General features: G+C 32.5%; 38 protein-coding genes and 1 riboswitch. Of the genes, 34 read left to right on the plus strand and 4 right to left on the minus strand.

Annotation, left to right across the window (positions count from 1 at the left end; translation table 11 throughout):
- Window positions 1-326 precede the first annotated feature (326 nt).
- From KMP11_RS01185 to KMP11_RS01200, 4 genes are read right to left on the minus strand one after another with little or no spacing between them, the layout of a single operon-like run.
- Window positions 327-1,049 carry an ABC transporter ATP-binding protein gene (locus tag KMP11_RS01185; RefSeq protein ID WP_215756069.1) on the minus strand — a complete coding sequence of 241 codons (723 nt, stop codon included), beginning with the start codon at window positions 1,047-1,049 and terminating at the stop codon, window positions 327-329.
- Entirely contained in the window at window positions 1,049-2,047 is a 999-nt protein-coding gene (locus KMP11_RS01190; protein ID WP_252344659.1) for an ABC transporter substrate-binding protein, read from the minus strand. Before KMP11_RS01190 ends, KMP11_RS01185 begins: the two co-directional genes overlap by 1 nt.
- Window positions 2,034-2,813, minus strand: coding sequence for an ABC transporter permease (locus KMP11_RS01195; protein ID WP_215756068.1), 780 nt, complete (start codon window positions 2,811-2,813; stop codon window positions 2,034-2,036). Before KMP11_RS01195 ends, KMP11_RS01190 begins: the two co-directional genes overlap by 14 nt.
- Window positions 2,785-3,066, minus strand: a complete 282-nt coding sequence (locus tag KMP11_RS01200; protein ID WP_215756067.1) for a thiamine-binding protein — start codon at window positions 3,064-3,066, stop codon at window positions 2,785-2,787. Before KMP11_RS01200 ends, KMP11_RS01195 begins: the two co-directional genes overlap by 29 nt.
- A gap of 87 nt (window positions 3,067-3,153) precedes the next feature.
- Window positions 3,154-3,256, minus strand: a riboswitch (TPP riboswitch).
- Between the two features lie 106 nt (window positions 3,257-3,362).
- Here KMP11_RS01200 and KMP11_RS01205 point away from each other — a divergent pair.
- From KMP11_RS01205 to rlmB, 34 genes are all read left to right on the plus strand, one after another.
- Entirely contained in the window at window positions 3,363-3,896 is a 534-nt protein-coding gene (locus KMP11_RS01205) for an NYN domain-containing protein (RefSeq protein WP_215756066.1), read from the plus strand.
- A gap of 29 nt (window positions 3,897-3,925) precedes the next feature.
- Window positions 3,926-4,183, plus strand: coding sequence for a GNAT family N-acetyltransferase (locus tag KMP11_RS01210; protein ID WP_215756065.1), 258 nt, complete (start codon window positions 3,926-3,928; stop codon window positions 4,181-4,183).
- A gap of 380 nt (window positions 4,184-4,563) precedes the next feature.
- On the plus strand, window positions 4,564-4,872 hold the full coding sequence (rpsJ, locus tag KMP11_RS01215) for a 30S ribosomal protein S10 (protein ID WP_215756137.1): 309 nt from the start codon (window positions 4,564-4,566) through the stop codon (window positions 4,870-4,872).
- A gap of 20 nt (window positions 4,873-4,892) precedes the next feature.
- Window positions 4,893-5,555 carry a 50S ribosomal protein L3 gene (rplC, locus tag KMP11_RS01220; RefSeq protein WP_215756064.1) on the plus strand — a complete coding sequence of 221 codons (663 nt, stop codon included), beginning with the start codon at window positions 4,893-4,895 and terminating at the stop codon, window positions 5,553-5,555.
- A gap of 28 nt (window positions 5,556-5,583) precedes the next feature.
- Window positions 5,584-6,207, plus strand: coding sequence for a 50S ribosomal protein L4 (gene rplD / locus KMP11_RS01225; protein WP_215756063.1), 624 nt, complete (start codon window positions 5,584-5,586; stop codon window positions 6,205-6,207).
- Window positions 6,207-6,488: a 50S ribosomal protein L23 gene (gene rplW, locus KMP11_RS01230; RefSeq protein ID WP_215756062.1), complete on the plus strand. Its 282-nt coding sequence runs from the start codon at window positions 6,207-6,209 to the stop codon at window positions 6,486-6,488. Before rplD ends, rplW begins: the two co-directional genes overlap by 1 nt.
- A 35-nt stretch (window positions 6,489-6,523) precedes the next feature.
- Entirely contained in the window at window positions 6,524-7,354 is an 831-nt protein-coding gene (rplB, locus tag KMP11_RS01235) for a 50S ribosomal protein L2 (protein WP_215756061.1), read from the plus strand.
- A 78-nt stretch (window positions 7,355-7,432) separates the two neighbouring features.
- Window positions 7,433-7,714 carry a 30S ribosomal protein S19 gene (gene rpsS, locus KMP11_RS01240; protein ID WP_215756060.1) on the plus strand — a complete coding sequence of 94 codons (282 nt, stop codon included), beginning with the start codon at window positions 7,433-7,435 and terminating at the stop codon, window positions 7,712-7,714.
- Window positions 7,715-7,742: 28 nt separating this feature from the next.
- Complete coding sequence (gene rplV, locus KMP11_RS01245; RefSeq protein ID WP_215756059.1) at window positions 7,743-8,078, plus strand: 50S ribosomal protein L22; 336 nt, start codon at window positions 7,743-7,745, stop codon at window positions 8,076-8,078.
- Between the two features lie 38 nt (window positions 8,079-8,116).
- Complete coding sequence (gene rpsC / locus KMP11_RS01250; RefSeq protein WP_215756058.1) at window positions 8,117-8,770, plus strand: 30S ribosomal protein S3; 654 nt, start codon at window positions 8,117-8,119, stop codon at window positions 8,768-8,770.
- A 2-nt stretch (window positions 8,771-8,772) separates the two neighbouring features.
- Window positions 8,773-9,198 (plus strand): 50S ribosomal protein L16, encoded by a 426-nt coding sequence (gene rplP / locus KMP11_RS01255; RefSeq protein ID WP_215756057.1) that lies wholly within the window; start codon window positions 8,773-8,775, stop codon window positions 9,196-9,198.
- A 23-nt stretch (window positions 9,199-9,221) separates the two neighbouring features.
- Entirely contained in the window at window positions 9,222-9,407 is a 186-nt protein-coding gene (rpmC, locus tag KMP11_RS01260) for a 50S ribosomal protein L29 (RefSeq protein WP_370520016.1), read from the plus strand.
- A 14-nt stretch (window positions 9,408-9,421) separates the two neighbouring features.
- On the plus strand, window positions 9,422-9,685 hold the full coding sequence (gene rpsQ, locus KMP11_RS01265; RefSeq protein ID WP_215756056.1) for a 30S ribosomal protein S17: 264 nt from the start codon (window positions 9,422-9,424) through the stop codon (window positions 9,683-9,685).
- A gap of 39 nt (window positions 9,686-9,724) precedes the next feature.
- Window positions 9,725-10,093 (plus strand): 50S ribosomal protein L14, encoded by a 369-nt coding sequence (gene rplN / locus KMP11_RS01270; protein ID WP_215756055.1) that lies wholly within the window; start codon window positions 9,725-9,727, stop codon window positions 10,091-10,093.
- A 40-nt stretch (window positions 10,094-10,133) separates the two neighbouring features.
- Window positions 10,134-10,439 (plus strand): 50S ribosomal protein L24, encoded by a 306-nt coding sequence (rplX, locus tag KMP11_RS01275; RefSeq protein WP_215756054.1) that lies wholly within the window; start codon window positions 10,134-10,136, stop codon window positions 10,437-10,439.
- Between the two features lie 31 nt (window positions 10,440-10,470).
- Window positions 10,471-11,010, plus strand: a complete 540-nt coding sequence (gene rplE / locus KMP11_RS01280) for a 50S ribosomal protein L5 (RefSeq protein ID WP_215756053.1) — start codon at window positions 10,471-10,473, stop codon at window positions 11,008-11,010.
- Window positions 11,011-11,028: 18 nt separating this feature from the next.
- A complete protein-coding gene (gene rpsN / locus KMP11_RS01285; protein WP_215756052.1) occupies window positions 11,029-11,298 on the plus strand; it encodes a 30S ribosomal protein S14 in 270 nt (89 codons plus the stop codon).
- Window positions 11,299-11,327: 29 nt separating this feature from the next.
- On the plus strand, window positions 11,328-11,723 hold the full coding sequence (gene rpsH, locus KMP11_RS01290) for a 30S ribosomal protein S8 (RefSeq protein WP_215756051.1): 396 nt from the start codon (window positions 11,328-11,330) through the stop codon (window positions 11,721-11,723).
- 22 nt (window positions 11,724-11,745) lie between these two features.
- A complete protein-coding gene (rplF, locus tag KMP11_RS01295) occupies window positions 11,746-12,282 on the plus strand; it encodes a 50S ribosomal protein L6 (protein WP_215756050.1) in 537 nt (178 codons plus the stop codon).
- Window positions 12,283-12,309: 27 nt separating this feature from the next.
- On the plus strand, window positions 12,310-12,666 hold the full coding sequence (rplR, locus tag KMP11_RS01300; RefSeq protein WP_215756049.1) for a 50S ribosomal protein L18: 357 nt from the start codon (window positions 12,310-12,312) through the stop codon (window positions 12,664-12,666).
- Between the two features lie 20 nt (window positions 12,667-12,686).
- Window positions 12,687-13,184 carry a 30S ribosomal protein S5 gene (gene rpsE / locus KMP11_RS01305; RefSeq protein ID WP_215756048.1) on the plus strand — a complete coding sequence of 166 codons (498 nt, stop codon included), beginning with the start codon at window positions 12,687-12,689 and terminating at the stop codon, window positions 13,182-13,184.
- A gap of 16 nt (window positions 13,185-13,200) precedes the next feature.
- On the plus strand, window positions 13,201-13,377 hold the full coding sequence (gene rpmD, locus KMP11_RS01310) for a 50S ribosomal protein L30 (protein ID WP_179942112.1): 177 nt from the start codon (window positions 13,201-13,203) through the stop codon (window positions 13,375-13,377).
- A gap of 21 nt (window positions 13,378-13,398) precedes the next feature.
- Window positions 13,399-13,839, plus strand: a complete 441-nt coding sequence (gene rplO, locus KMP11_RS01315) for a 50S ribosomal protein L15 (protein WP_216279964.1) — start codon at window positions 13,399-13,401, stop codon at window positions 13,837-13,839.
- Between the two features lie 2 nt (window positions 13,840-13,841).
- Window positions 13,842-15,134 (plus strand): preprotein translocase subunit SecY, encoded by a 1,293-nt coding sequence (gene secY / locus KMP11_RS01320; RefSeq protein ID WP_215756046.1) that lies wholly within the window; start codon window positions 13,842-13,844, stop codon window positions 15,132-15,134.
- An 11-nt stretch (window positions 15,135-15,145) separates the two neighbouring features.
- The gene (locus KMP11_RS01325; RefSeq protein ID WP_216279965.1) at window positions 15,146-15,799 is read left to right on the plus strand and encodes an adenylate kinase; all 654 of its coding nucleotides are present in this window, start codon (window positions 15,146-15,148) and stop codon (window positions 15,797-15,799) included.
- 14 nt (window positions 15,800-15,813) lie between these two features.
- Window positions 15,814-16,029, plus strand: coding sequence for a translation initiation factor IF-1 (infA, locus tag KMP11_RS01330; protein WP_066130735.1), 216 nt, complete (start codon window positions 15,814-15,816; stop codon window positions 16,027-16,029).
- Between the two features lie 28 nt (window positions 16,030-16,057).
- Window positions 16,058-16,171 (plus strand): 50S ribosomal protein L36, encoded by a 114-nt coding sequence (gene rpmJ / locus KMP11_RS01335; protein WP_003144208.1) that lies wholly within the window; start codon window positions 16,058-16,060, stop codon window positions 16,169-16,171.
- Window positions 16,172-16,188: 17 nt separating this feature from the next.
- On the plus strand, window positions 16,189-16,554 hold the full coding sequence (gene rpsM / locus KMP11_RS01340; protein WP_215756044.1) for a 30S ribosomal protein S13: 366 nt from the start codon (window positions 16,189-16,191) through the stop codon (window positions 16,552-16,554).
- 25 nt (window positions 16,555-16,579) lie between these two features.
- Entirely contained in the window at window positions 16,580-16,969 is a 390-nt protein-coding gene (rpsK, locus tag KMP11_RS01345; RefSeq protein WP_215756043.1) for a 30S ribosomal protein S11, read from the plus strand.
- Window positions 16,970-17,009: 40 nt separating this feature from the next.
- Window positions 17,010-17,951: a DNA-directed RNA polymerase subunit alpha gene (locus tag KMP11_RS01350; RefSeq protein ID WP_215756042.1), complete on the plus strand. Its 942-nt coding sequence runs from the start codon at window positions 17,010-17,012 to the stop codon at window positions 17,949-17,951.
- A 14-nt stretch (window positions 17,952-17,965) separates the two neighbouring features.
- Window positions 17,966-18,334: a 50S ribosomal protein L17 gene (gene rplQ / locus KMP11_RS01355; protein ID WP_215756041.1), complete on the plus strand. Its 369-nt coding sequence runs from the start codon at window positions 17,966-17,968 to the stop codon at window positions 18,332-18,334.
- Between the two features lie 976 nt (window positions 18,335-19,310).
- A complete protein-coding gene (cysS, locus tag KMP11_RS01360; protein ID WP_216279966.1) occupies window positions 19,311-20,711 on the plus strand; it encodes a cysteine--tRNA ligase in 1,401 nt (466 codons plus the stop codon).
- On the plus strand, window positions 20,696-21,136 hold the full coding sequence (locus KMP11_RS01365; RefSeq protein ID WP_216279967.1) for a Mini-ribonuclease 3: 441 nt from the start codon (window positions 20,696-20,698) through the stop codon (window positions 21,134-21,136). The genes cysS and KMP11_RS01365 overlap by 16 nt, the downstream gene beginning before the upstream one ends.
- Window positions 21,105-21,938, plus strand: coding sequence for a 23S rRNA (guanosine(2251)-2'-O)-methyltransferase RlmB (rlmB, locus tag KMP11_RS01370; RefSeq protein WP_371741354.1), 834 nt, complete (start codon window positions 21,105-21,107; stop codon window positions 21,936-21,938). Before KMP11_RS01365 ends, rlmB begins: the two co-directional genes overlap by 32 nt.
- Window positions 21,939-22,276: the final 338 nt, after the last annotated feature.

The following is a 22,276-nucleotide window of genomic DNA, read 5'->3' on the forward strand; positions in this document are numbered from 1 at the left end:
AAAATATAGAAGGTCTTAGAACAGATACTAAAGAAGCGAGATATTATTTTCTAAGTTTAGGACTAGACCTAATATTATTATTATTTTTGTTTTTCTATCATTTACTTGAATTTAATAAGATGAGGAAGGGAATAAATATTAAAAAGTATAAATTATAAATTGCTCTAAATTTAATTTTTTATTGTTTTTCTTTCGGAAAAATTTTTAAAATATGTAATAAACTAGATAAGTAAACTTTATAACAAGTATTTCCAAAGAAATATTTATTCCTTTTAAAATTTTAAAAATAAAAGTATTGATTAGCTTTTCTAATCAATACTTTTTTTTTATATTCCTAATTTTTGTAATATTGCTTTTTTAAATTTTAGTTTTTGGTAGTCTATATCTTCTGTTTCGTCGAAAGTTATTACTACTTCATCAACTAGTTGACCTGGTTTATTTTTTAAAATGTATATTCTATCGCTTAGATTTATAGCTTCTTCTATATCGTGGGTAATTATTAGACTTGTTAGCCCTAATTTTTTATGAATATCCAAATACCACTGGTGTAGCTCTCTTTTTGTAATAGCGTCTAAGGCACTAAAGGCTTCATCTAGTAAAAATAATTTTTCCTTAAACATATAGGTTCTTAGTAGAGCTATTCTTTGTCGCATGCCACCACTTAGTTCTTTTGGGTACTTGTCCTTATATTTTTCTAAACCGAATTGAATGAGCTTCTCCTCTGCTTCTTTAAGGGCTTCTTCTTTTTTCACCCCTCTTATAATAAGGGGTAGGGCAATATTTCTTATAACTGTTTTATGCTCTAGCAATAAATCTTTTTGGAGCATATAGCTTACTTTTCCGATAAAATTGCTATCTTGTCCTATTTTTATAGAACCAGCTTGTAATTTTTCAATTCCCGCTATGATGTTAAAAAGAGTTGATTTACCTACACCGCTTGTTCCGATTATCGAAACGACTTCACCTTTTTTAACATACATATTTATATTTTCTAATACTGGATTGTTAGGATAGGTATAAGTTAAATTTTCTATTTCTAATATCTTCATTATTTTATGTATTCATTCGTAAAGCCAGCATTTTCTTTTAATGGATTTTCTGTAATTTTATTTTCGTTAAGCCACTTATAAAATTTATTCCATCTTGCAGGGTCTATTTCTCCCCATTTATCTTTATTTGTAGCGTATTGTTTTGCTAAATATTTTTGTGATTCAATAACAAACTCTTTTTTATCCTTTAGTTCAGGAGCGTACTTAATAAGTATCTCAGCAGCTTCTTTAGGATTTTCTATTGCATACTGATAACCTTTTTTAATTGCTTGAATTATTTTTTTGGCTTCGTCACCATTTTCTTTTAAATACTTGTTATTTGCAATTATTACTGGTGAATAATAATCAAGTTCTGGGGCAAAATCTTTTAGGTAAAAGAAGTTTGTGTCTATATTCATACTTTTAGCCAGTAGTCCGTCCCAAGCATAAAAAATCCATGCAGCATCAAAGACTTTATTCTCAATAGCCGTAACAGAGTTGCTATCCGTATTAGGAACCAATTCTAACTTTTTAAAGTCAGCTTTTTCTTTATCCATAATATTTTTTATCATGGCAAGTTCTATTGGATCATTCCAAGTTCCGTATTTTTTATTTTCCAAATCTTTTGGTCTAGTTATATTTGCCTGTTTTTTTGAGATAATTCCTGATGTATTATGTTCTATTATTGCTGCGACAGCAGTTATTTCTGCTCCTTTTGCTAGTTTGTTTGCCATGCTATCTTGAAAATATATGGCAAAGGGAGCTTTGTTATTTATTACCAAGTCTGAAGAACTATCTTCTGGGGGTAATTTTATATCTAAGTCAATCCCAGCTTCTTTTAAATATCCCTTTTCTTTAGCTACATATAGCCCAGTGTGATTAGTATTAGGTGTCCAATCTAGTATAAAATCTACTTTTTTAAGTTTTGTAGTTTCTTCTTTTTTTGTTGCACAAGCTGTAATACTTATTATCATAATAAGTGACAGAATGCTATAAAGTATTTTTTTAATTATTTTCATCATTTTCTCCTATATATTTCCATTTAATAAGTTTCTTTTCACTAATTTTTATAATTTTCATACTTAATAAACTAATTGCTGATACCAGAATAATTATTGCAAACATTGTGTCGTATTGAAATAGTTTTTTTGTCCTAATCATATATACTCCAAGACCTTCAAAACCTCCCAACCATTCAGAAACAACCGCCGCTATAAAGGCGTAAGATACACTGACACGCAAACCAGCATAGAAATAGCTTAAAGAATTTGGAATCTTAACATGCTTCATTATCTGCCATTTATTAGCCTTCATCAATTTTAAAAGTTGTATCGTGTCTTCATCAGCATTTCTGAAACCATCTAATATGCTAATTATTATTGGGAAAGTAGTTGTTATTATTATTAAAACTATCTTTGGAGCCATACCGTAGCCTAACCATAAAACCAGTATAGGAGCTATGGCAATAGTGGGAACTGTTTGTGTTATTATCAGTAGGGGATAGATTGCCCTATTAAAAGAGTTAAAAGTATCCATTAAAACAGCTAAAAGACAAGCTATTAATATACCGTAACTTAGCCCTATAAAAGCTTCTATTATTGTTATTTTACTATGAAATAATAATTGATTATAATTTTTTATAAAGGCTCTGGCTATCTCTAATGGTGTAGGTATAATAAATTTTGGTAATAAACCAAGATTTCCAGAAATTTGCCAAATAAATATAATTAAAGAAAATGTAACTAGACTAATATGTCTATTTATCAAATTTTTTAATTTTTTCATAAGACGTCATAATCTCTCCATAGTTTATTTTCACGTTGGCAAATATATTTTTATGTTCTTTCCCAGCTAAGTCTATAGCCATTTTCAAGCTATCCATGAGATAATTAAATTCCCCCTCAATAACCGTTTCAAAAGGAGAAACCACAATCTTGTCATGCCTACTTTTTAAAAAATATATGACCTTATCAATAATTTCTATCCTATCCTCCCTACCAAGTGGTAAAATTTGTAAAGCAATGCTACAATTTAGCAAAATAAAAAACCTCCTCAATATTAAGTACAAGTACTCTATTTTAGGAAGTTGTGTTTTATCTAATTTTATGACCCATTAACAGTCAAATTCATGACTAAATTAATTTCCTACGCTGGCATTATCCAGATCAGGTATGGTCGAACCTACAAGGTTCCTCTCAGACTGTTCACAGACTCCCTTATTTCTAATTATAACATACTGTATAGGCTTTAACAAGAAATTAAAATTTAATTTTTCTAAAATTTAAAATTTTTTGCTATAATATTATGGAGGAAAAAATACGAAAGGAGAATTTTTTGAAAAACCAATATCTCATAATAGACGGCTACAACCTCTTATTCAAGCTGAAAGAATATTCTAAAATAAAAAGTTCTGCCTTTCAAACAGAAAGAGATAGCCTTATAGAAATACTAAAAGAATATGCTTCTGGCAACAACTACAAAGTTTATTGTGTTTTTGATGCCTACAAAAATGGTAATAAGGAATATATAAAAGAAGAAAATCCAATTTATATAGTCTACACTAAAAACGGGGAAGATGCTGACAGATGGATAGAAAGAAAAACAAAAGAACTCTACATAAATCATTTTGTCGACGTAATAGTTGTTAGTGATGACAGGGATGAAAGAGATAGTGCTTTAGGATATGGAGCTATCCTTAGAGATTGCCATAGATTTATAAAAGATTTGTATGACAGAAAAAATCAAATGTCAAAATACATAAAAAAACACAATGAAACAAGAATTAAAAATAGAAATATCAGAATAAGTGCCAAAGACAGAAAAAAATTAGAACAATTTTTACTAACAGGAAAAAAATTTAATAATTAAAAATATTTTTTTTAAAAAAGGAGATTACTATGCAATTTCAACTTAACGACAAAAAAGATTTTTTATATTACGGAGAAGATGAAAAAACATCTATCTGTTATTTAGTTTTTCCCAAAAATCCAGACGGTAGCCAAACAATAACAAAAGTTTTTGTTGATGAAAAATACAGAGGTCAAGGCTTAGCAGGCAAACTAATGCAAGAAGTAGTTACCTATGCCAAAGAAAATAATATTAAATTAGACGCCACTTGCTCTTACGCTATAAAATGGTTTGAAAAAAATAAATAGAAAAATAAAAACTAAGATTTTTGTAATTAAAAATTTTAGTTTTTTATTATCTTTAGCTGGTTAATTTTATTTTAGAACTTGATAAATATTCTAAAGAACGTTTAATTATTTGTCTTCATAGATTGCATATTATTATTGCTAATTTCATTTTAGAATATGCAGTTTTACAATTCTAAAATTAATTAGAAAATATTTAAAAAATACTTGCATTATTATTTTTAAGTATGTATAATAGTAATGTTGGTCTTATTAAAGACTTGCGTTGAAGCGAAAGGTTACCGACACGCCAGGCCGCTTTGCCATGGCATAACGTAGTTGGATAACTTTCGTGGAGAAGTCATTGCTAGACGATGGCGAATATACAAACAGGAGGAGAAATGATGGCAAAACAAAGAATACGTATCCGTCTAAAAGGATATGACCACAGATTAGTAGATCAAAGTGCAGAAAAAATTGTTGAAACAGCAAAACGTTCTGGTGCAAAAGTGTCTGGACCAATTCCGTTACCAACAGAAAAAGCTGTGTACACAATCTTACGTTCAGTTCACGTTTATAAAGATAGTCGTGAGCAATTTGAACAACGTACTCACAAACGTCTAATCGATATTATTGAACCAACACAAAAAACAGTTGACGCTTTAATCAGCTTAAACTTACCATCAGGTGTTGACATCGAATTAAAATTATAATAATCAGGAGGTGACTTTCGATGACTAAAGGTATCTTAGGTAGAAAAGTTGGTATGACTCAAATTTTTGCTGAGAACGGTGAATTAATCCCAGTAACAGTTATAGAAGCAAAAGGCAACGTCGTACTACAAAAGAAAACAGTAGAAGTAGAAGGATACAACTCAATCCAATTAGGATTTGATGACAAACGTCCTTACGACAAAGAACGTAAAGACCGTTTAGTAAAAGTAGCTAACAAACCTGAGCAAGGTCATGCTGACAAAGCAAACACTGCTCCAAAACGTTTTGTTCGTGAAATTAGAGATGCTGATGTAGCAAATTATGAAGTAGGTCAAGAAGTCCAAGTTGATATTTTTGCAACAGGAGACTTAGTTGACGTAACAGGAACAAGTAAAGGTAAAGGATTCCAAGGGGCAATCAAACGCCACGGGCAAAGTCGTGGACCAATGGCTCACGGTTCTCGTTACCACCGTCGCCCTGGGTCAATGGGACCTGTAGCACCTAACCGTGTATTTAAAGGTAAAGCACTACCAGGTCAAATGGGTGGAGTTACAGTAACTACTCAAAACTTAGAAGTTGTAGGTGTTGATGTAGAAAACGGAGTTATCTTAATCAAAGGCTGTATCCCAGGTTCTAAGAAAAGTTTCGTAAAAATCCAATCAGCAGTTAAATCTGGTAAATAAGAAATATACGGAAGGAGGAAATTAGCACATGACACAATTAGATTTATTTAAACAAGATGGTACTAGAGTTGGTGTAGTTGAAGCTAATGATGCAGTATTTGGAATTGAACCAAATCAACACGTTTTATTCCAAGCTGTAACTTTACAAAGAGCTTCTTTACGTCAAGGTACTCACAAAACTAAAGGACGTTCTGAAGTATCAGGTGGTGGTCGCAAACCATGGCGTCAAAAAGGAACAGGACGTGCTCGTCAAGGGTCTATTCGTTCGCCACAATGGCGTGGAGGAGGAATTGTATTTGGTCCAACACCACGTGATTATGGCTTTAAAATGCCAAGAAAAATGCGTAGGCTAGCATTACGCTCTGCTTTATCTTCTAAAGTTGCAGCTAATGAAGTATTCGCATTAGAAACATTATCATTTGATGCAATCAAAACTAAAAACTTTAAAGAAATGATGACAAACTTAGGTTTGGATAAAAAAGTATTATTCGTAGTATCTCAATATGAAGAAAATGCTTTATTATCAGGAAGAAATATCCCAGGAGTCAATATAATTGAGTCTGAAGGATTAAATGTAGTAGACATCTTAGGACACAATAAAGTTGTATTCACTAAAGATGCAGTAGAAAAAGTTGGGGAGGTATTAGCATAATGGAAGCTCGCGATATTATCAAACGCCCAGTTTTAACTGAGAAATCATATTTATTAATGCAAGAAAATAAATATACTTTCTTAGTAGGTACACGTGCTCACAAAACTCAAATCAAACAAGCTATCGAAGAAATTTTCGGAGTTAAAGTTGAAAAAGTGAACGTGATGAATTATAAAGCTAAATTCCGTCGTGTTGGAAGACATGCAGGATTTACAAATAAAAAACGTAAAGCTATTGTAAAATTAGCTGAAGGACAAACAATCGAAGGATTATTTGCTTAATAAGAAATTAAAACCACTATGGAGGGAAATGACAAATGGCTATTAAAGTATATAAGGCTATAACTAATGGTCGTCGTAATATGACATCATTAGATTTTGCAGAAATAACTGCAACAAAACCAGAAAAGTCATTATTAGCGCCGCTACCGAAAAAAGCGGGAAGAAATAATCAAGGTAAAATAACAGTTCGCCACAATGGGGGAGGACACAAAAAACAATACCGCATTATTGACTTTAAAAGAAATAAAGACAATGTACCAGCAAAAGTTGCTACAATAGAGTACGATCCAAATCGTTCTGCAAATATCGCATTGTTACACTATGTTGATGGTGAAAAACGATACATAATTGCACCGAAAGAATTAGTTGTTGGACAAGAAGTAGTTTCAGGGCAAGAAGTAGATATTAAAGTAGGTAACTCTTTACCGCTTGCTAATATTCCAGTAGGTACTTTAATACACAACATAGAACTTAAACCAGGTAAAGGTGGACAATTAGTTCGTTCTGCTGGTGCAAGTGCTCAAGTATTAGGTAAAGAAGGTAAATACGTATTAGTTCGTCTTAAATCAGGAGAAGTAAGAATGATTTTAGCGACTTGCCGTGCAACAATAGGTGAAGTTGGTAACGAACAACACGGATTAATTAATATAGGTAAAGCAGGAAGAACTCGTTGGCTAGGTAAAAGACCTACAGTTCGTGGTTCTGTTATGAACCCTAACGATCACCCACACGGTGGAGGTGAAGGACGTACTTCAATCGGACGCAAATCACCAATGTCGCCTTGGGGTAAACCTACACTTGGGAAGAAAACACGTTCTAAAAAAGCTCGTTCAAACAAATTCATTGTACGTGCTCGTAACAAATAGGAAAATAGCTGGACTTGGTAAGGAGCAAAAGCTCTTTACCAACAACACAGCATACAACATTCGAAAGGAGATAACACAATGGCTCGTAGCTTAAAAAAAGGACCATTCGCTGATCACCACTTATTAGCAAAAGTAGAAAAAATGAATGGCCAAGAGAAAAAACAAGTAATTAAAACTTGGTCACGTCGTTCAACAATATTCCCAACTTTTATTGGAATTACATTTGCTGTATATGACGGAAGAAAACATGTACCTGTTTATGTAACTGAGGATATGGTTGGACATAAGCTTGGAGAGTTTGCACCGACAAGAACATATAAAGGTCACGCAGCAGACGATAAAAAAACAAGAAGAAGATAATAAATAGATAAAATCAAGGAGGCACCTCATGGAGTCAAAAGCAATCGCTAAGACAGTCCGCATAGCACCTCGTAAAGTAAGACTTGTATTAGACTTAGTACGTGGCAAAAAAGTGGGCGAAGCATTAGGAATTTTAGAATTCACACCTAGAGCAGCTTCATTACCAGTGGCTAAAGTTATCAAGTCAGCTACTGCAAATGCTGAACATAATTACGGAATGAATATAGAAGACTTAGTAGTATCACAAGCTTTTGCAAACGAAGGACCAACTCTTAAGAGATTCCGTCCACGTGCAAAAGGATCTGCAAGTGCAATTAACAAAAGAACAAGTCATATTACTATCGTAGTAAGCGACAACAAATAATATTTTAGTATATCTAAAAAACAAAAGGAGGCTAAACTGTGGGTCAAAAAGTACATCCAATAGGATTGCGTGTAGGAATTATTCGTGATTGGGATTCAAAATGGTATGCAGAAAAAGATTTTGCTACAAACTTACACGAAGATTTTAGAATACGTGAATTTATAAGTAAACAATTAAAAGACGCATCAGTTTCTAAAGTAGAAATTGAAAGATTTGATAAAAAAGTAAACATTTCAGTACACACTGGCAAACCTGGTATGGTAATCGGTAAAGGTGGAACTGAAATTGATAAATTAAGACTATCGTTAAATAAATTAACTGGAAAAAGAGTACACATAAACGTTGTGGAAATTAAAAAAGTTGATATCGACGCTAAACTAGTTGCAGAAAATATTGCTCGTCAATTAGAAGCTCGTGTATCATTCCGTCGTGCTCAAAAACAAGCTATCCAAAGAGCTATTAGAGGTGGAGCAAAAGGAATTAAAACTCAAGTATCAGGACGACTTGGTGGAGCAGATATGGCTCGTTCAGAAGGATATTCAGAAGGGTCGGTACCTCTACATACATTAAGAGCTGATATTGACTACGCTCATGAAGAAGCTGATACAACTTATGGCAAACTTGGAGTTAAAGTTTGGATTAACCGTGGTGAAGTATTACCAACTAAAAAATCTGAAAAAGGAGGTAACTAATTATGTTAATGCCTAAACGTGTAAAATATCGTCGTCAACACAGACAATCAACAAAAGGTAAAGCAAAAGCTGGCACAGTAGTAGATTTCGGAGAATACGGATTACAAGCTACAACAGCATCAAGAGTTACTTCTCGTCAAATAGAATCAGCACGTATTGCTATGACACGTTATATGAAACGTGGTGGTAAAGTGTGGATTAAAATATTCCCCCACATGCCTTACACTAAAAAACCTTTAGAAGTTCGTATGGGTTCTGGTAAAGGTGCAGTTGAAGGATGGGTTGCAATAGTTAAACCAGGTAGAGTGATGTTTGAAGTTGCTGGAGTAAGTGAAGAAGTTGCTCGTGAAGCTCTAAGACTTGCATCTCACAAATTACCTGTTAAATGTAAATTTGTAAAACGTGAAGAAACAGGTGGTGAAGCATAATGAAAACAAGAGAATTCAAATCTATGATTAGAGAATTAACTTCACAAGAGTTAGAAACAAAAATTAAAGAATTAAAAGAAGAGCTTTTCAACTTACGCTTCCAATTGGCAACAGGTCAATTAGAAAATACAGCTCGTATTAGTCAAGTTAGAAAATCAATCGCTCGTATGAAAACTGTTATTCGCGAAAGAGAATTAGCGAATAAATAAAATAGGAGGTAACTATGACTGAAAGAAATGATAGAAAAGTTTACGTAGGTAAAGTTGTTTCAACTAAAATGGATAAAACAATCACAGTTTTAGTAGAAACTTACAAAAAACATCCACTTTACGGGAAACGCGTAAAATATTCAAAAAAATTCAAAGCACATGATGAAAATAATGTAGCAAAAATTAATGATATTGTAAAAATAATGGAAACTCGTCCATTATCTGCAACAAAACACTTCCGTTTAGTAGAAGTAGTAGAAGAAGCAGTAATTATCTAAAAAAGTATAAATATACTGTAATAAGGAGGCAAAAAGCGCATGATTCAACAAGAAACACGCTTAAAAGTAGCTGATAACTCAGGAGCAAAAGAAGTTTTAACAATCAAAGTTCTTGGTGGTTCAGGACGTAAAATTGCTAATATTGGTGATGTAATTGTATGTTCTGTAAAAAAAGCAACACCAGGAGGAGTTGTTAAAAAAGGTGATGTAGTTAAAGCTGTAGTAGTTCGTACAAAAACAGGAGCTCGTCGTAATGATGGGTCATATATAAAATTTGATGAAAATGCTTGTGTAATTATCCGTGATGATAAGAGTCCACGTGGTACTCGTATCTTTGGTCCAGTTGCTCGTGAACTAAGAGACGGTAACTATATGAAGATCGTATCACTAGCTCCAGAAGTATTATAATCACTTAAAAAGTAGAAATAAAGAAGGAGGCCAGCAAGACATGTTCATTAAAAAAGGTGATAAAGTAGTAGTAATTACCGGAAAAGATAAAGGTAAAGTTGGGATAGTAAAACAAGCTTTACCAAAAGAAGACCGTGTAGTTGTTGAAGGTGTTAATATTGTAAAAAAACACACAAAATCATCTCAAGCAGCACCTCAAGGTGGAAGAGTTGAATTTGAAGCACCAATTCACGTATCTAATGTAATGTTACAAGATCCTGAAACTGGAAAACCAACAAGAGTAGGTTTTGAAGTGAGAGATGGTAAAAAAGTACGTATATCTAAAAAATCAGGAAAAGAAATTTAATTAATAGTAGAGAAAGGAGGCACTATTTTAGATGGCTCGTTTAGGAGATAAATTTAAAACAGAGATAACAAAAGAATTAATGACAAAGTTCGGATACAAAAGTGTAATGCAAGTACCGAAAATTGAAAAAATCGTAATTAACATGGGTGTAGGAGATGCAGTTCAAAACTCTAAAAACCTAGACAATGCAGTTACAGAATTAACTTTAATATCTGGACAAAAACCACTAGTAACAAGAGCTAAAAAATCAATAGCAACTTACCGTTTACGTGAAGGGATGCCTATTGGAACTAAAGTTACTTTGCGTGGAGAAAGAATGTATGAATTTTTTGATAAATTAGTAACAGTAGCACTTCCTCGTGTTCGTGACTTCCATGGTGTTTCTAAAAAAGCATTTGATGGGCGTGGGAATTATACGCTAGGAGTTAAAGAGCAACTAATTTTCCCAGAAATTGACTATGATAAAGTAAGTAAAGTTAGAGGTATGGACATAGTAGTTGTAACTACAGCTAAAACAGATGATGAAGCTCGTGAGTTATTAGCACTTTGTGGAATGCCGTTTGCAAAATAATATTAGAGAGGTAGTATAATGGCTAAAAAATCAATGGTAGAGCGTGAACTAAAACGCCAAAGATTAGTTGAAAAATATGCAGCTAAAAGAGAAGAATTAAAAGCTAAAGGTGATTACATCGGATTAAGCAAACTTCCAAAAAATTCAGCGCCAGCAAGACTACGTAATCGTTGTAGCATTACGGGACGTCCACATGGATACATTGGTAAATTTGGAATTTCACGTATTAAATTCCGTGAATTAGCTTATAAAGGTCAAATACCTGGAGTTAAAAAATCAAGTTGGTAATATAAAAATAGAAAGGGGGATTTATCCTAATGACAATGACAGATCCTATCGCAGATTTACTTACTCGTATTCGTAATGCTAATATGGTAAAACACGAATCACTAGAAGTACCAGCATCAAACATAAAAAAAGAAATAGTTGAAATCTTAAAACAAGAAGGTTTTATCAAAGATGTAGAATATATCGAAGATAACAAACAAGGAATAATCAAAATCTTCCTTAAATACTCAAGAGGAGAAAGAGTAATTAAAGGAATTAAAAGAATTTCAAAACCTGGTTTACGTGTATATGCTAAAGCTGATGAGCTTCCAAAAGTATTAAACGGATTAGGTATAGCAATCGTCTCAACTTCAAATGGAGTTGTAACTGATAAAGTTGCTCGTAAAAATAATACAGGTGGAGAAGTATTAGCTTACATCTGGTAATAATAGAAGGAGGAGCCAATTAATGTCTCGTATAGGTAATAAAGTTATTACGATACCTGCAGGAGTAGAAGTTAAGTTAGATAACAACTTAGCAGTAGTAAAAGGACCTAAAGGTGAATTAACAAAACAATTTGACGCTGAATTAACATTTAACGTTGAAGGTAATGAAATAACAGTAGTACGTCCAAGCGATTCAAAAAGACATCGTACAATACATGGAACAACTCGTGCATTATTAGCTAACATGATTGAAGGTGTTTCTAATGGATTTAGAAAAGAACTAGAATTAATCGGGGTTGGTTATCGTACTCAAATGCAAGGAAATAAATTAGTGCTTAGCGTTGGTTATTCTCACCCAGTAGAATTTGAACAAATTGAAGGAATTAAACTAGGTGTTGAAGGAAATACTAAAGTAAGTATTGAAGGAATTAGCAAAGAATTAGTAGGGCAATATGCGGCGAAAGTTCGTGCAGTACGCCCACCAGAACCTTATAAAGGAAAAGGTATTCGCTATGTTGGGGAATATGTACGCCGTAAAGAAGGAAAAACTGGTAAATAATAGATAAAAGAAAGGAGTGTTTCAAATATGATTACGAAACTTGATAAAAACAAAGTTCGTAAAAAAAGACACGCAAGAGTACGTGTAAAAGTTCAAGGAACTAAGGAAGTACCACGTTTAAACGTATATCGTTCAAACACAAATATTTATGCACAAATTATTGATGATGCTAAAGGTGTAACATTAGCATCTGCTTCATCACTAAAATTAGCTGAAGTATCTAAATCAAGCGTAGCTGCAGCAAAAGAAGTTGGAAAATTAATTGCTGAAGCAGCAAAATCAAAAGGAATTACTAAAGTTGTTTTCGACCGTGGAGGATATTTATACCATGGACGTGTTAAAGCATTAGCTGATGCAGCACGTGAAAACGGACTAGTATTCTAATAAGGAGGGAAATAGACAAGATGCGCCAAGAAGAAATCAAAAAAGAATTTGAAGAACGTGTAGTTGCTATTCGTCGTGTAGCTAAAGTTGTTAAAGGTGGACGTCGTTTCCGTTTCTCTGCTTTAGTAGTAGTGGGTGATAAAAATGGACGTGTTGGATTTGGAACTGGTAAGGCCCAAGAGGTACCAGATGCAATTAAAAAAGCAGTAGAAGCTGCAAAACACAACTTAATAAATGTACCAATTGTGAACGGAACAACACCTCACGAAATTATCGGTAACTTTGGAGCAGGTTCTGTATTAATAAAACCAGCAGCGCCTGGTACTGGGGTTATAGCTGGTGGTCCAGTTCGTGCCGTATTAGAATTAGCAGGAATTTCAAACATTCTTTCTAAATCTTTAGGTTCTAACACACCAATTAATATGGTACGTGCAACAGTTGAAGGATTAACTAGACTACAAACAGTAGAACACGTAGCAGCTTTACGTGGAAAATCTGTGGAAGAATTATTAGGATAAGAGGAGGGAATAGATCATGACATTAAAAGTAACCCTAACTCGTAGTACGATAGGACGTCCAGAAAAACAAAGAAAAGTAGTTCAAGCCTTAGGTCTTAGAAAAATGCACCAAACAGTAGAACATAAAGATAATGCTGCAATTCGTGGTATGATTAATAAAGTATCACACTTAGTAACAGTAGAAGAAAAATAAAATAAGGAGGTGCTCGTCTAAATGAAATTACATGAATTAAAACCAGTTGAAGGTTCTAGAAAAGAACGTAATAGAGTAGGTCGTGGGATTGGTTCAGGAAACGGAAAAACAAGTGGACGTGGTCACAAAGGTCAAAAAGCACGTAGTGGTGGTGGAGTTCGCCCAGGTTTTGAAGGGGGACAAAATCCTTTATTCAGACGTATTCCAAAACGTGGATTTAAGAATGTAAATAGAAAAGATTACGCTCTTGTAAATCTTGCAGATTTAAACAAATTTGAAGATGGTTCTGTAGTTAGCCCTGCCGCTCTATTAGAAGCAAAAGTTATTAAAAAAGAACTTTCAGGTGTAAAAGTATTAGCTACAGGTAAGTTAGAGAAAAAACTTACAGTACAAGCTCATAAATTCTCATCTTCAGCAAGAGAAGCAATTGAGGTAGCTGGTGGAGTTTGTGAGGTGCTATAGTAATGCTAAAAGCACTATTCAACTTATTTAAAGTAAAAGAAACTCGTAACAAAATATTATTTACATTTTTTATTATTACAATATTTCGTATAGGGTCATATTTGCCAATACCAGGTGTTGATGCATCGGTATTAAAAGCAGAAGATTCAGGAATATTTAGTATATTTAATACATTCGCAGGAGGAGCTTTACAACAGTTTTCTGTATTTGCTATAGGTATTATTCCCTACATTACAGCATCTATCGTAATTCAACTTATGCAAATGGATATTATACCTACCCTAACTGAGTGGTCAAAACAAGGTGAAGTGGGTCAGAAAAAAACGCAAAAATTAACTAGAGTATTGGCAATAATTTTAGCCTTTGTGCAATCCATAGTAATGTCTTATGGATTTAATAATGCATATACAGGCTTGGTTAAAGATACATCTATTTTAGGATTTTTAACTATTGCAATAGTACTTACAGCAGGAACAGCTTTACTACTGTGGATGGGTGACTTAGTAACTCAATACGGAGTAGGAAACGGAGTTTCGATAATAATCTTAGCTGGTATTATAGCAAGACTTCCACAAGGATTTATACAAATTTATGAAAGTCAGATAAAAGGTGCAGAAAATTTAACTTTGGCACTTTTAAAAATAGGAGTAGTAATACTTGTAGTTTTAGCAGTAGTAATGAGTGTAGTTTATGTACAAGAAGCCTTGCGTAAAATACCAATTCAATACTCACAAGCTAGAGCAGGAAGAAAAATGTTGGGAGCACGTTCAACATATTTACCATTAAAAGTAAATGGTGCAGGAGTTATTCCAGTAATTTTTGCAGTGGCATTCTTACAGTTGCCAAGAACTATCGCAATATTTTGGCATAATGAAAAAGTACAAAAAATTGCTAGTTATTTCGATTTAAGTCATTGGGCTGGAATGACACTATATGTAGTCTTGATTATTGCTTTTACATATTTCTACGTCATGGTACAAGTCAATCCAGAAAAAATGGCTGATAATTTGAGAAAACAAGGGAGTTTCGTACCAGGGATTAGACCTGGTAAAGAAACTGAAAAATACATTACAAAAGTTTTGTATAGATTAACTTTTGTAGGTTCAATATTTTTAGCGGCGATTGCTATCCTTCCAACAATGTTCGCCACATTGGCTAAATTACCAGCGTCTGTGCAAATTGGAGGAACAAGTTTATTGATTGTAGTCAGTGTAGCACTTGAAACAGTTAAGCAACTTAATACTCAACTAACAGAAAAACACTATACTGGATTTATGAAATCTAGAAGAAGATAAGAGGTAATAATATGAACATACTATTAATGGGACTGCCAGGTGCAGGTAAGGGAACACAAGCAGAAAAAATAAAAGAAAATTATCCCTTGCCACACATATCAACAGGAGATATGTTTAGGGCAGCGATAAAAAATCAAACGCCACTAGGAGTTGAAGCAAAAAGTTATATTGACAAGGGACAGTTGGTACCCGATAGTGTAACAATTGGACTTGTAGAAGAAAGATTAAATCAAGAAGATGCAAAAGAAGGCTTTTTACTTGATGGATTTCCTAGAACAGTAGAACAAGCTGTAGCCCTTGATGAAATTTTGGTAAAATCAGCTAGAAAAATTGAAAAGGTACTAAACATAGATGTCAAACCAAGTATTCTACTACCTCGTTTAACAGGAAGAAGAATATGTCGTTCTTGTGGAGCTACCTATCATTTAATTTTCAACCCTACAAGAGTAGAAGGTGAATGTGATAATTGCCAAGGTGAACTATATCAAAGAAGTGATGATAATGAAGAAACTGTTGCGAATAGATTAGAAGTTAATATTGAACAAACAAAACCATTGTTAGATTTTTATAGCAAAAAAGATGGTGTAGTTCAAAGTATTGACGGAGATAGAGATATTCAAGTAGTATTTTCAGATATCAAAAAAATATTAGATACACTTAAATAATCAGGGAGGAATATATGGCAAAAGATGTCATTGAAGTAGAAGGTTTAGTGGTAGAAAACTTGCCTAATGCAATGTTTAAAGTAGAATTAGAAAATGGTCATGTTATTTTAGCGCATGTTTCTGGGAAAATTAGAATGAATTATATAAGAATTTTACCTGGAGATAAAGTTACAGTTGAAATGAGTCCGTATGACCTAACTAAAGGTAGAATAACTTATAGATTCAAATAAGTTATAATTTCAAGGAGGAAATATAAGGATGAAAGTAAGACCATCAGTTAAAAAAATCTGTGACAAATGCAAAGTAATTCGTCGTGGTGGTAAAGTATTAGTGATTTGCGAAAATGCAAAACATAAACAAAAACAAGGATAATAGGAGGTGCAAAATTAATGGCACGTATTGCAGGTGTTGATATACCTCGTGAAAAACGAGTAGTAATATCATTAACATATGTATATGGTATAGGTTTGAAAACTTCTCAAAAAATCTTAAAAGAAGCAGGAGTTTCTGAAGATGCAAGAGTAAAAGATTTAACAGGTGAAGAACTTGATAAAATTCGTGAAATAGTAGATAACTACAAAACAGAAGGTGATTTACGCCGTGAAGTTTCATTAAATATTAAACGTTTAATGGAAATTGGATGCTTCAGAGGAATTCGTCATCGTCGTGGGCTTCCTGTACGTGGACAAAATACTAAAAATAATGCTCGTACAAGAAAAGGTCCTAAGAAAACAGTAGCGAACAAGAAAAAATAATTAGAATAGGAGGAGAATAAACACTATGGCTCGTAAACAACAATCACGTAAACGTCGTGTGAAAAAAAATATACAAAACGGTGTAGCACACATTCGTTCAACATTTAATAACTCAATAGTAACAATCACTGATGAGCATGGTAATGCAGTAGCATGGTCAAGTGCAGGAGCATTAGGATTTAAAGGTTCTAGAAAATCAACTCCATTCGCGGCACAAATGGCAAGTGAAGCAGCAGCTAAAACAGCTATGGAGCATGGTATGAAATATGTAGATGTAACTGTAAAAGGTCCAGGAGCTGGACGTGAAGCAGCTATTAGAGCATTACAATCTGCAGGTTTGGAAGTAACATCAATAAAAGATGTAACACCAGTTCCCCACAACGGTTGCCGTCCACCTAAACGTCGTCGTGTATAATAGTATTGACATTGACAAAATTTAGAGGAGGTTTAACATAATGTTAGCAATAGAAAAACCAAAAATACAAATCGTTGAATTATCAAATGATGAAAAATTCGGTCGCTTTGTAGTAGAACCATTAGAGCGTGGATACGGAACTACATTGGGTAATTCATTGAGAAGAATGTTAATCTCATCATTACCAGGTGCAGCTGCAAGGTGTATAGATATTACAGGAGTTCAACATGAATTTTCTGCAATAAGAGGAGTAGTAGAAGACGTTACAGAAATAATTATGAACGTTAAAAATATTGCCTTCCAATTACATTCTGAAGAAGAAAAAGTTGTATCAATTAACGTTAAGGGTCCAAAAGTAGTAAGAGCTGAAGATATTATGGCTGATTCTGATGTTGAAATTTTTAATAAAGACCAACATATAGCAACAGTAGCTGAAGATGGACAACTTGAAATGTTAATCTATGTAGGTAAAGGACGTGGTTTTGTTCCAGCAGATGGCAACAAACGTCGTGATTTACCAATAGGAGTAATAGCTATTGATTCAATTTATACACCAGTAGAAAAAGTAAACTATACAGTTGAAAAAACTAGAGTAGGTCAAAGTACAGACTTTGATAAACTTACAATAGAAGTAAGCACAAATGGAACTATAAAGGCCCAAGATGCTTTAGGTCTAGCATCAAAAATCCTAATATCTCACTTAGAGTTATTTATGGAAATGTCTGAAGAAGCGGCTAATACAAGTGTATTAATTGCTAAAGAAGAAGATGCTTCTGGACAAATGTTAGATATGACAATAGAAGAATTAGATTTATCAGTTCGTAGTTACAACTGCTTGAAACGTGCAGGAATAAATACAGTACAAGAACTTGCAAATAAATCTGAGCAAGAAATGATAAAAGTACGTAACTTAGGAAGAAAATCACTTGACGAAGTGCGTGTTAAATTAGAAGATTTAAACTTAGGTTTTAGAGAAGAATAATAAGGAGGAATACTATGGGTTACAGAAAATTAGGACGTACATCTGCACACCGTAAGGCAATGTTAAGAAATTTAGTAACTGCTCTAATAGTTCACGGAAGAATTGAAACAACAGTTACAAGAGCTAAAGAAGTTCGTTCTTTAACAGAAAAAATGATTACTTTTGGTAAAAAAGGTGACTTAGCAGCAAGACGTAACGCAGCTAAATTCATGCAACCAGTAGCTGTTGCAACAGCAGAAGGTAAAAGCCAATTAGCACTTAAAAAATTATTTGAAGAAGTTGCACCAAAATATGCAGACCGTAATGGTGGCTACACTCGTATTCTACGTGTAGGACCTAGACGTGGAGACGGAGCAGAAACTGCAATTATCGAATTAGTTTAATATAAAATTTTTCATACAACAAATAACATACTACATACACAATACAACACAACAACATACAACAATAAATTATTAAACTAACTTTGTTGGTCAAAAGAGTGCTTGAAATGCGTAAATATTATTTGCGTCGTCTAGCTCTAGCCAGTATCCTGGTTATATGATTTAACTAGGATACGCTTTTGTCCCAACTATTTACAAATTCTAATTATACTTTAAAAGATTACTTATAGGCGGTAGTCTTTTTTTTATTTTTATAAAATTTAGGTCAGTAAAAAATAGTTAGCCTCTTAATTTTAAAAATTTTAGCTAGAGAAAAATTTTTTATAATAAGTATAAAATAAATTTATTTTAAAATTTGGTTCTATAATAATTAGTAATAATGATAAAAATCAAAAAATAAAACAATTAGGCTTATTTAAGTATGTAAAAAATACACAATTAAAAATAAACATAAAAAATATAAAGAAAAATAAGAATAATTTATAGTGAAATTTCTATATTTTTGAATTTTTGTAAGATAAATATTTTTTATAATTACTTGTTGACAAATAGCCAATATTTTTATTTTAATAACTTAATAATACTTGCAAGATTAAATTATTTTGATTATAAAATTAAAATAACAAAAATCAAGATACAAAATTAAAAGTAGTGTAAAGAAGTTAAAGTATAAAATTTTTATTCTATAAAATAATTAGTAATAAGAAAAAATATTACTAGTTATTTTTTTATAAATTAAAAAATTTAGTAAGGAGTAAATAAAAAATTTGTAGCTTTAGTGTAATTGTTAAGTAAATTATTTTAGCAATTTAATATTTTTTAAATTAAAATTTTATCAAGAAATTTCGTTTTTTAATTTTAAAATTTTAAGTGTTCTATAAAAAGATATTTTATTAATATGGTAAAATACTATTGTTTATCCTTATATTGTGTTAAAATAAGTTGTGAAAAGTTTTGTAAAATAAGGAGAAGAGTTTTGATAAAAATTTATAATACTCTAACGCAAAAAAAAGAGATTTTTAAACCCATAGAAGATAATAAGGTGAAAATGTATGTTTGTGGACCGACTGTTTATAATTATATTCATATAGGTAATGCCCGTCCCATAATCTCTTTTGATGTTGTTAGAAGATACTTTGAATATGCAGGCTATGATATAAAATATGTGTCGAATTTTACTGATGTAGATGACAAGATTATTAAGGCTAGCCAGGAGGAAAAAATACCGACAAAAGATTTGACGGATAAGTACATACAAGCATTTTATGAAGATTATGACGCCTTGGGTTGCAAGCGTGCTGATAGTAATCCGCGTGTTAGCGACTATATACCAGAAATAATTGAATTTATAAAAAAACTTGTAGATGAAGATTTTGCCTATGAAGTAAATGGTGATGTTTATTTTAGAACTCGTAGAAAAAAAGATTATGGTAAGTTGAGTAAGCAATCAATAGAGGACTTAATAAGTGGGGCAAGGGTAGAAGCCAACGACCAAAAAGAAGACCCACTAGATTTTGCCCTGTGGAAAGCGGCAAAGGCTGGTGAAGTTTTTTGGGCTAGTCCTTTTGGCAATGGGCGACCTGGTTGGCATATAGAATGTTCTGTTATGGCAAAAGAAACTTTGGGGACAACCATAGATATTCATGCTGGGGGACAGGATTTGACTTTTCCTCACCACGAAAATGAAATAGCCCAGTCTGAATGCCATAATCACGCCCAGTTTAGTAATTATTGGATGCACAATGGTTTTATAAATATTGACGGAACAAAAATGAGTAAGTCGCTGGGTAATTTTACCCTATTAAAAGATATTAGAAAAAGTGTTGAACCTATGGTAATTAGGCTATTTATGCTAAGTGTTCACTACCGAACACCAATAAATTATTCCTTAGAAACTATTGAACTAGCAAAAACTAATTATAATAAAATCAAAACTTCATATCAAAATTTATTATTTAGGCTTGCTAATTCTATGACACAGCAAAGGTTAGATGATGATGTTGTCAATGAAGCCTCGGATAATATTAGCTACTTGGAAGAACAGATGAATGATGATTTTAATACTGCTAATGCCCTGTCTTCTTGGTATGATTTAGTAAGAATTACTAACGTTTATACTGAACGTGATGAAGTTAATAAGGAAACTTTGGAAGTCTTAAAGGCAACTTTTGAAACTTATGTAGAAATATTAGGAATTAGCCTAGTAGATGATAAGGCAAATATGGAAGATGAAAAAATAGACAATTTGATAAATAAGCGAGAAGAAGCAAGAAAAAATCGTGATTTTGCCTTGGCTGATAAGATAAGAGATGATTTAAAGGAACAAGGAATTATTTTAGAAGATACCAAACAAGGAGTTAGATGGAAGAGAATATAAAATTTAGTTTTCAAAAGGTAAATATAAAAAATTCTGCTAATATCCAAGCCTTGTCCCTAGCCTACATAGGAGATAGTATCTATGATATTATGAGCCGTGAATATATGATGACCTACCACATAGGAAAAATAAATGATTTGCATAAATTGGTTTCGGGCATGGTGTCTGCCAAGGCGCAGGCTAAATTTATGCAATCTATTTTGGAAAATAATATTCTGACGGAAGAAGAAGTTGCCATTTATAAGAGGGCAAAAAATCAAAAAAATAACTCTAAGGCGAAGAATGCCAGTATTATGGAATATAAGTTGGCAACAGGTTTAGAAGCGGTTTTTGGTTATTGGTATTTAGAAAAAAATTTTTTGAGATTGGAGCAAGTATTTACTTACATTATAAATGAATATGAGAAATCAGGAGAAAAAATTTAAAAATAATAAAGATTTCAATTTGAATAAATTTAAAAAACAGGAAAATTCATACAAAATTTCAGATGAAAGTAGCGAAAAAGAAATTATAGCTGGACGTAATAGCATTTTGGAAGCCATAAATGCTGGACGAGAAATAAATAAAATTCTTTTTCAAGAGGGGATAGAAAAGGGGCGTTTAAAAAGTATTTTTGCCATAGCAAATGAAAAGAAAATTATTTGCCAAGAAGTCCCTAAAAGAAAGCTGGATAATTTAACTACTGAACGTCATCAGGGTCTTGTCGCTTTTGTCGCTCCCTATAACTACTATGAATTAGATGAAATGCTAAATTCTTTGGGTACTATTGATAAGGATACTACCCTATTACTACTAGACCATATCGAAGATCCGCATAATCTGGGTGCTATTATTAGGAGTGCAGAAGCGAGTGGAATAAAGGGTGTAATTATCCCAAAACGTAGGGCGGCAGTAGTAAGTCAAACCGTCGTTAAATCATCTGCCGGAGCAATAGAATATATGCCAGTTGCCAGGGTGGGTAATCTTTTGGACAGTATAAATAAGTTAAAGGAAAAAGGATTTTGGATTGCCGGCACAAGCCTAGGAAAAAATTCCGAAAATTATACAAAGATAGCAAGAGATGTTCCCCTAGTAATAGTCATTGGTAATGAGGGCTACGGAATTAGCAAGAGTGTAAGCGAGGCTTGTGATTTTCTTTATCACCTGCCAATGCTGGGCAAAACACAAAGTCTTAATGCGTCAGTAGCAGCTGGAATTATAATGTATGAACGTATCAGAAAAGAATAAAATCTTGTAACTTTTGTTACAAGATTTTTTATTTTACCTAGTAAAATAAATTTATACAAAAAGAAAAAAACTATAAAACAAATTCAAATAAAAATAATTAGAAAAAAAATTATTAAATAATTTCAAATAAAATATAAAATCAAAAATCAAAATAATACAAGCTAAAAAAATTAAAACTAGAAGCCAAACAAAAACTATAAAACAAGCTCAAAAAATTAAAATAAAATAAGTCAAGTTGTAAAAATCAAAACCAGCCCCACAAAAAACTATACCAAATAAAATATTTAAAAAAATAAAATTAAACTCAAAACAATTATAAAAACAAGAAAAAATACATA

The organism is Gemella sp. zg-570 (genome assembly GCF_018866345.1).
Taxonomy (GTDB): Bacteria; Bacillota; Bacilli; order Staphylococcales; family Gemellaceae; genus Gemelliphila.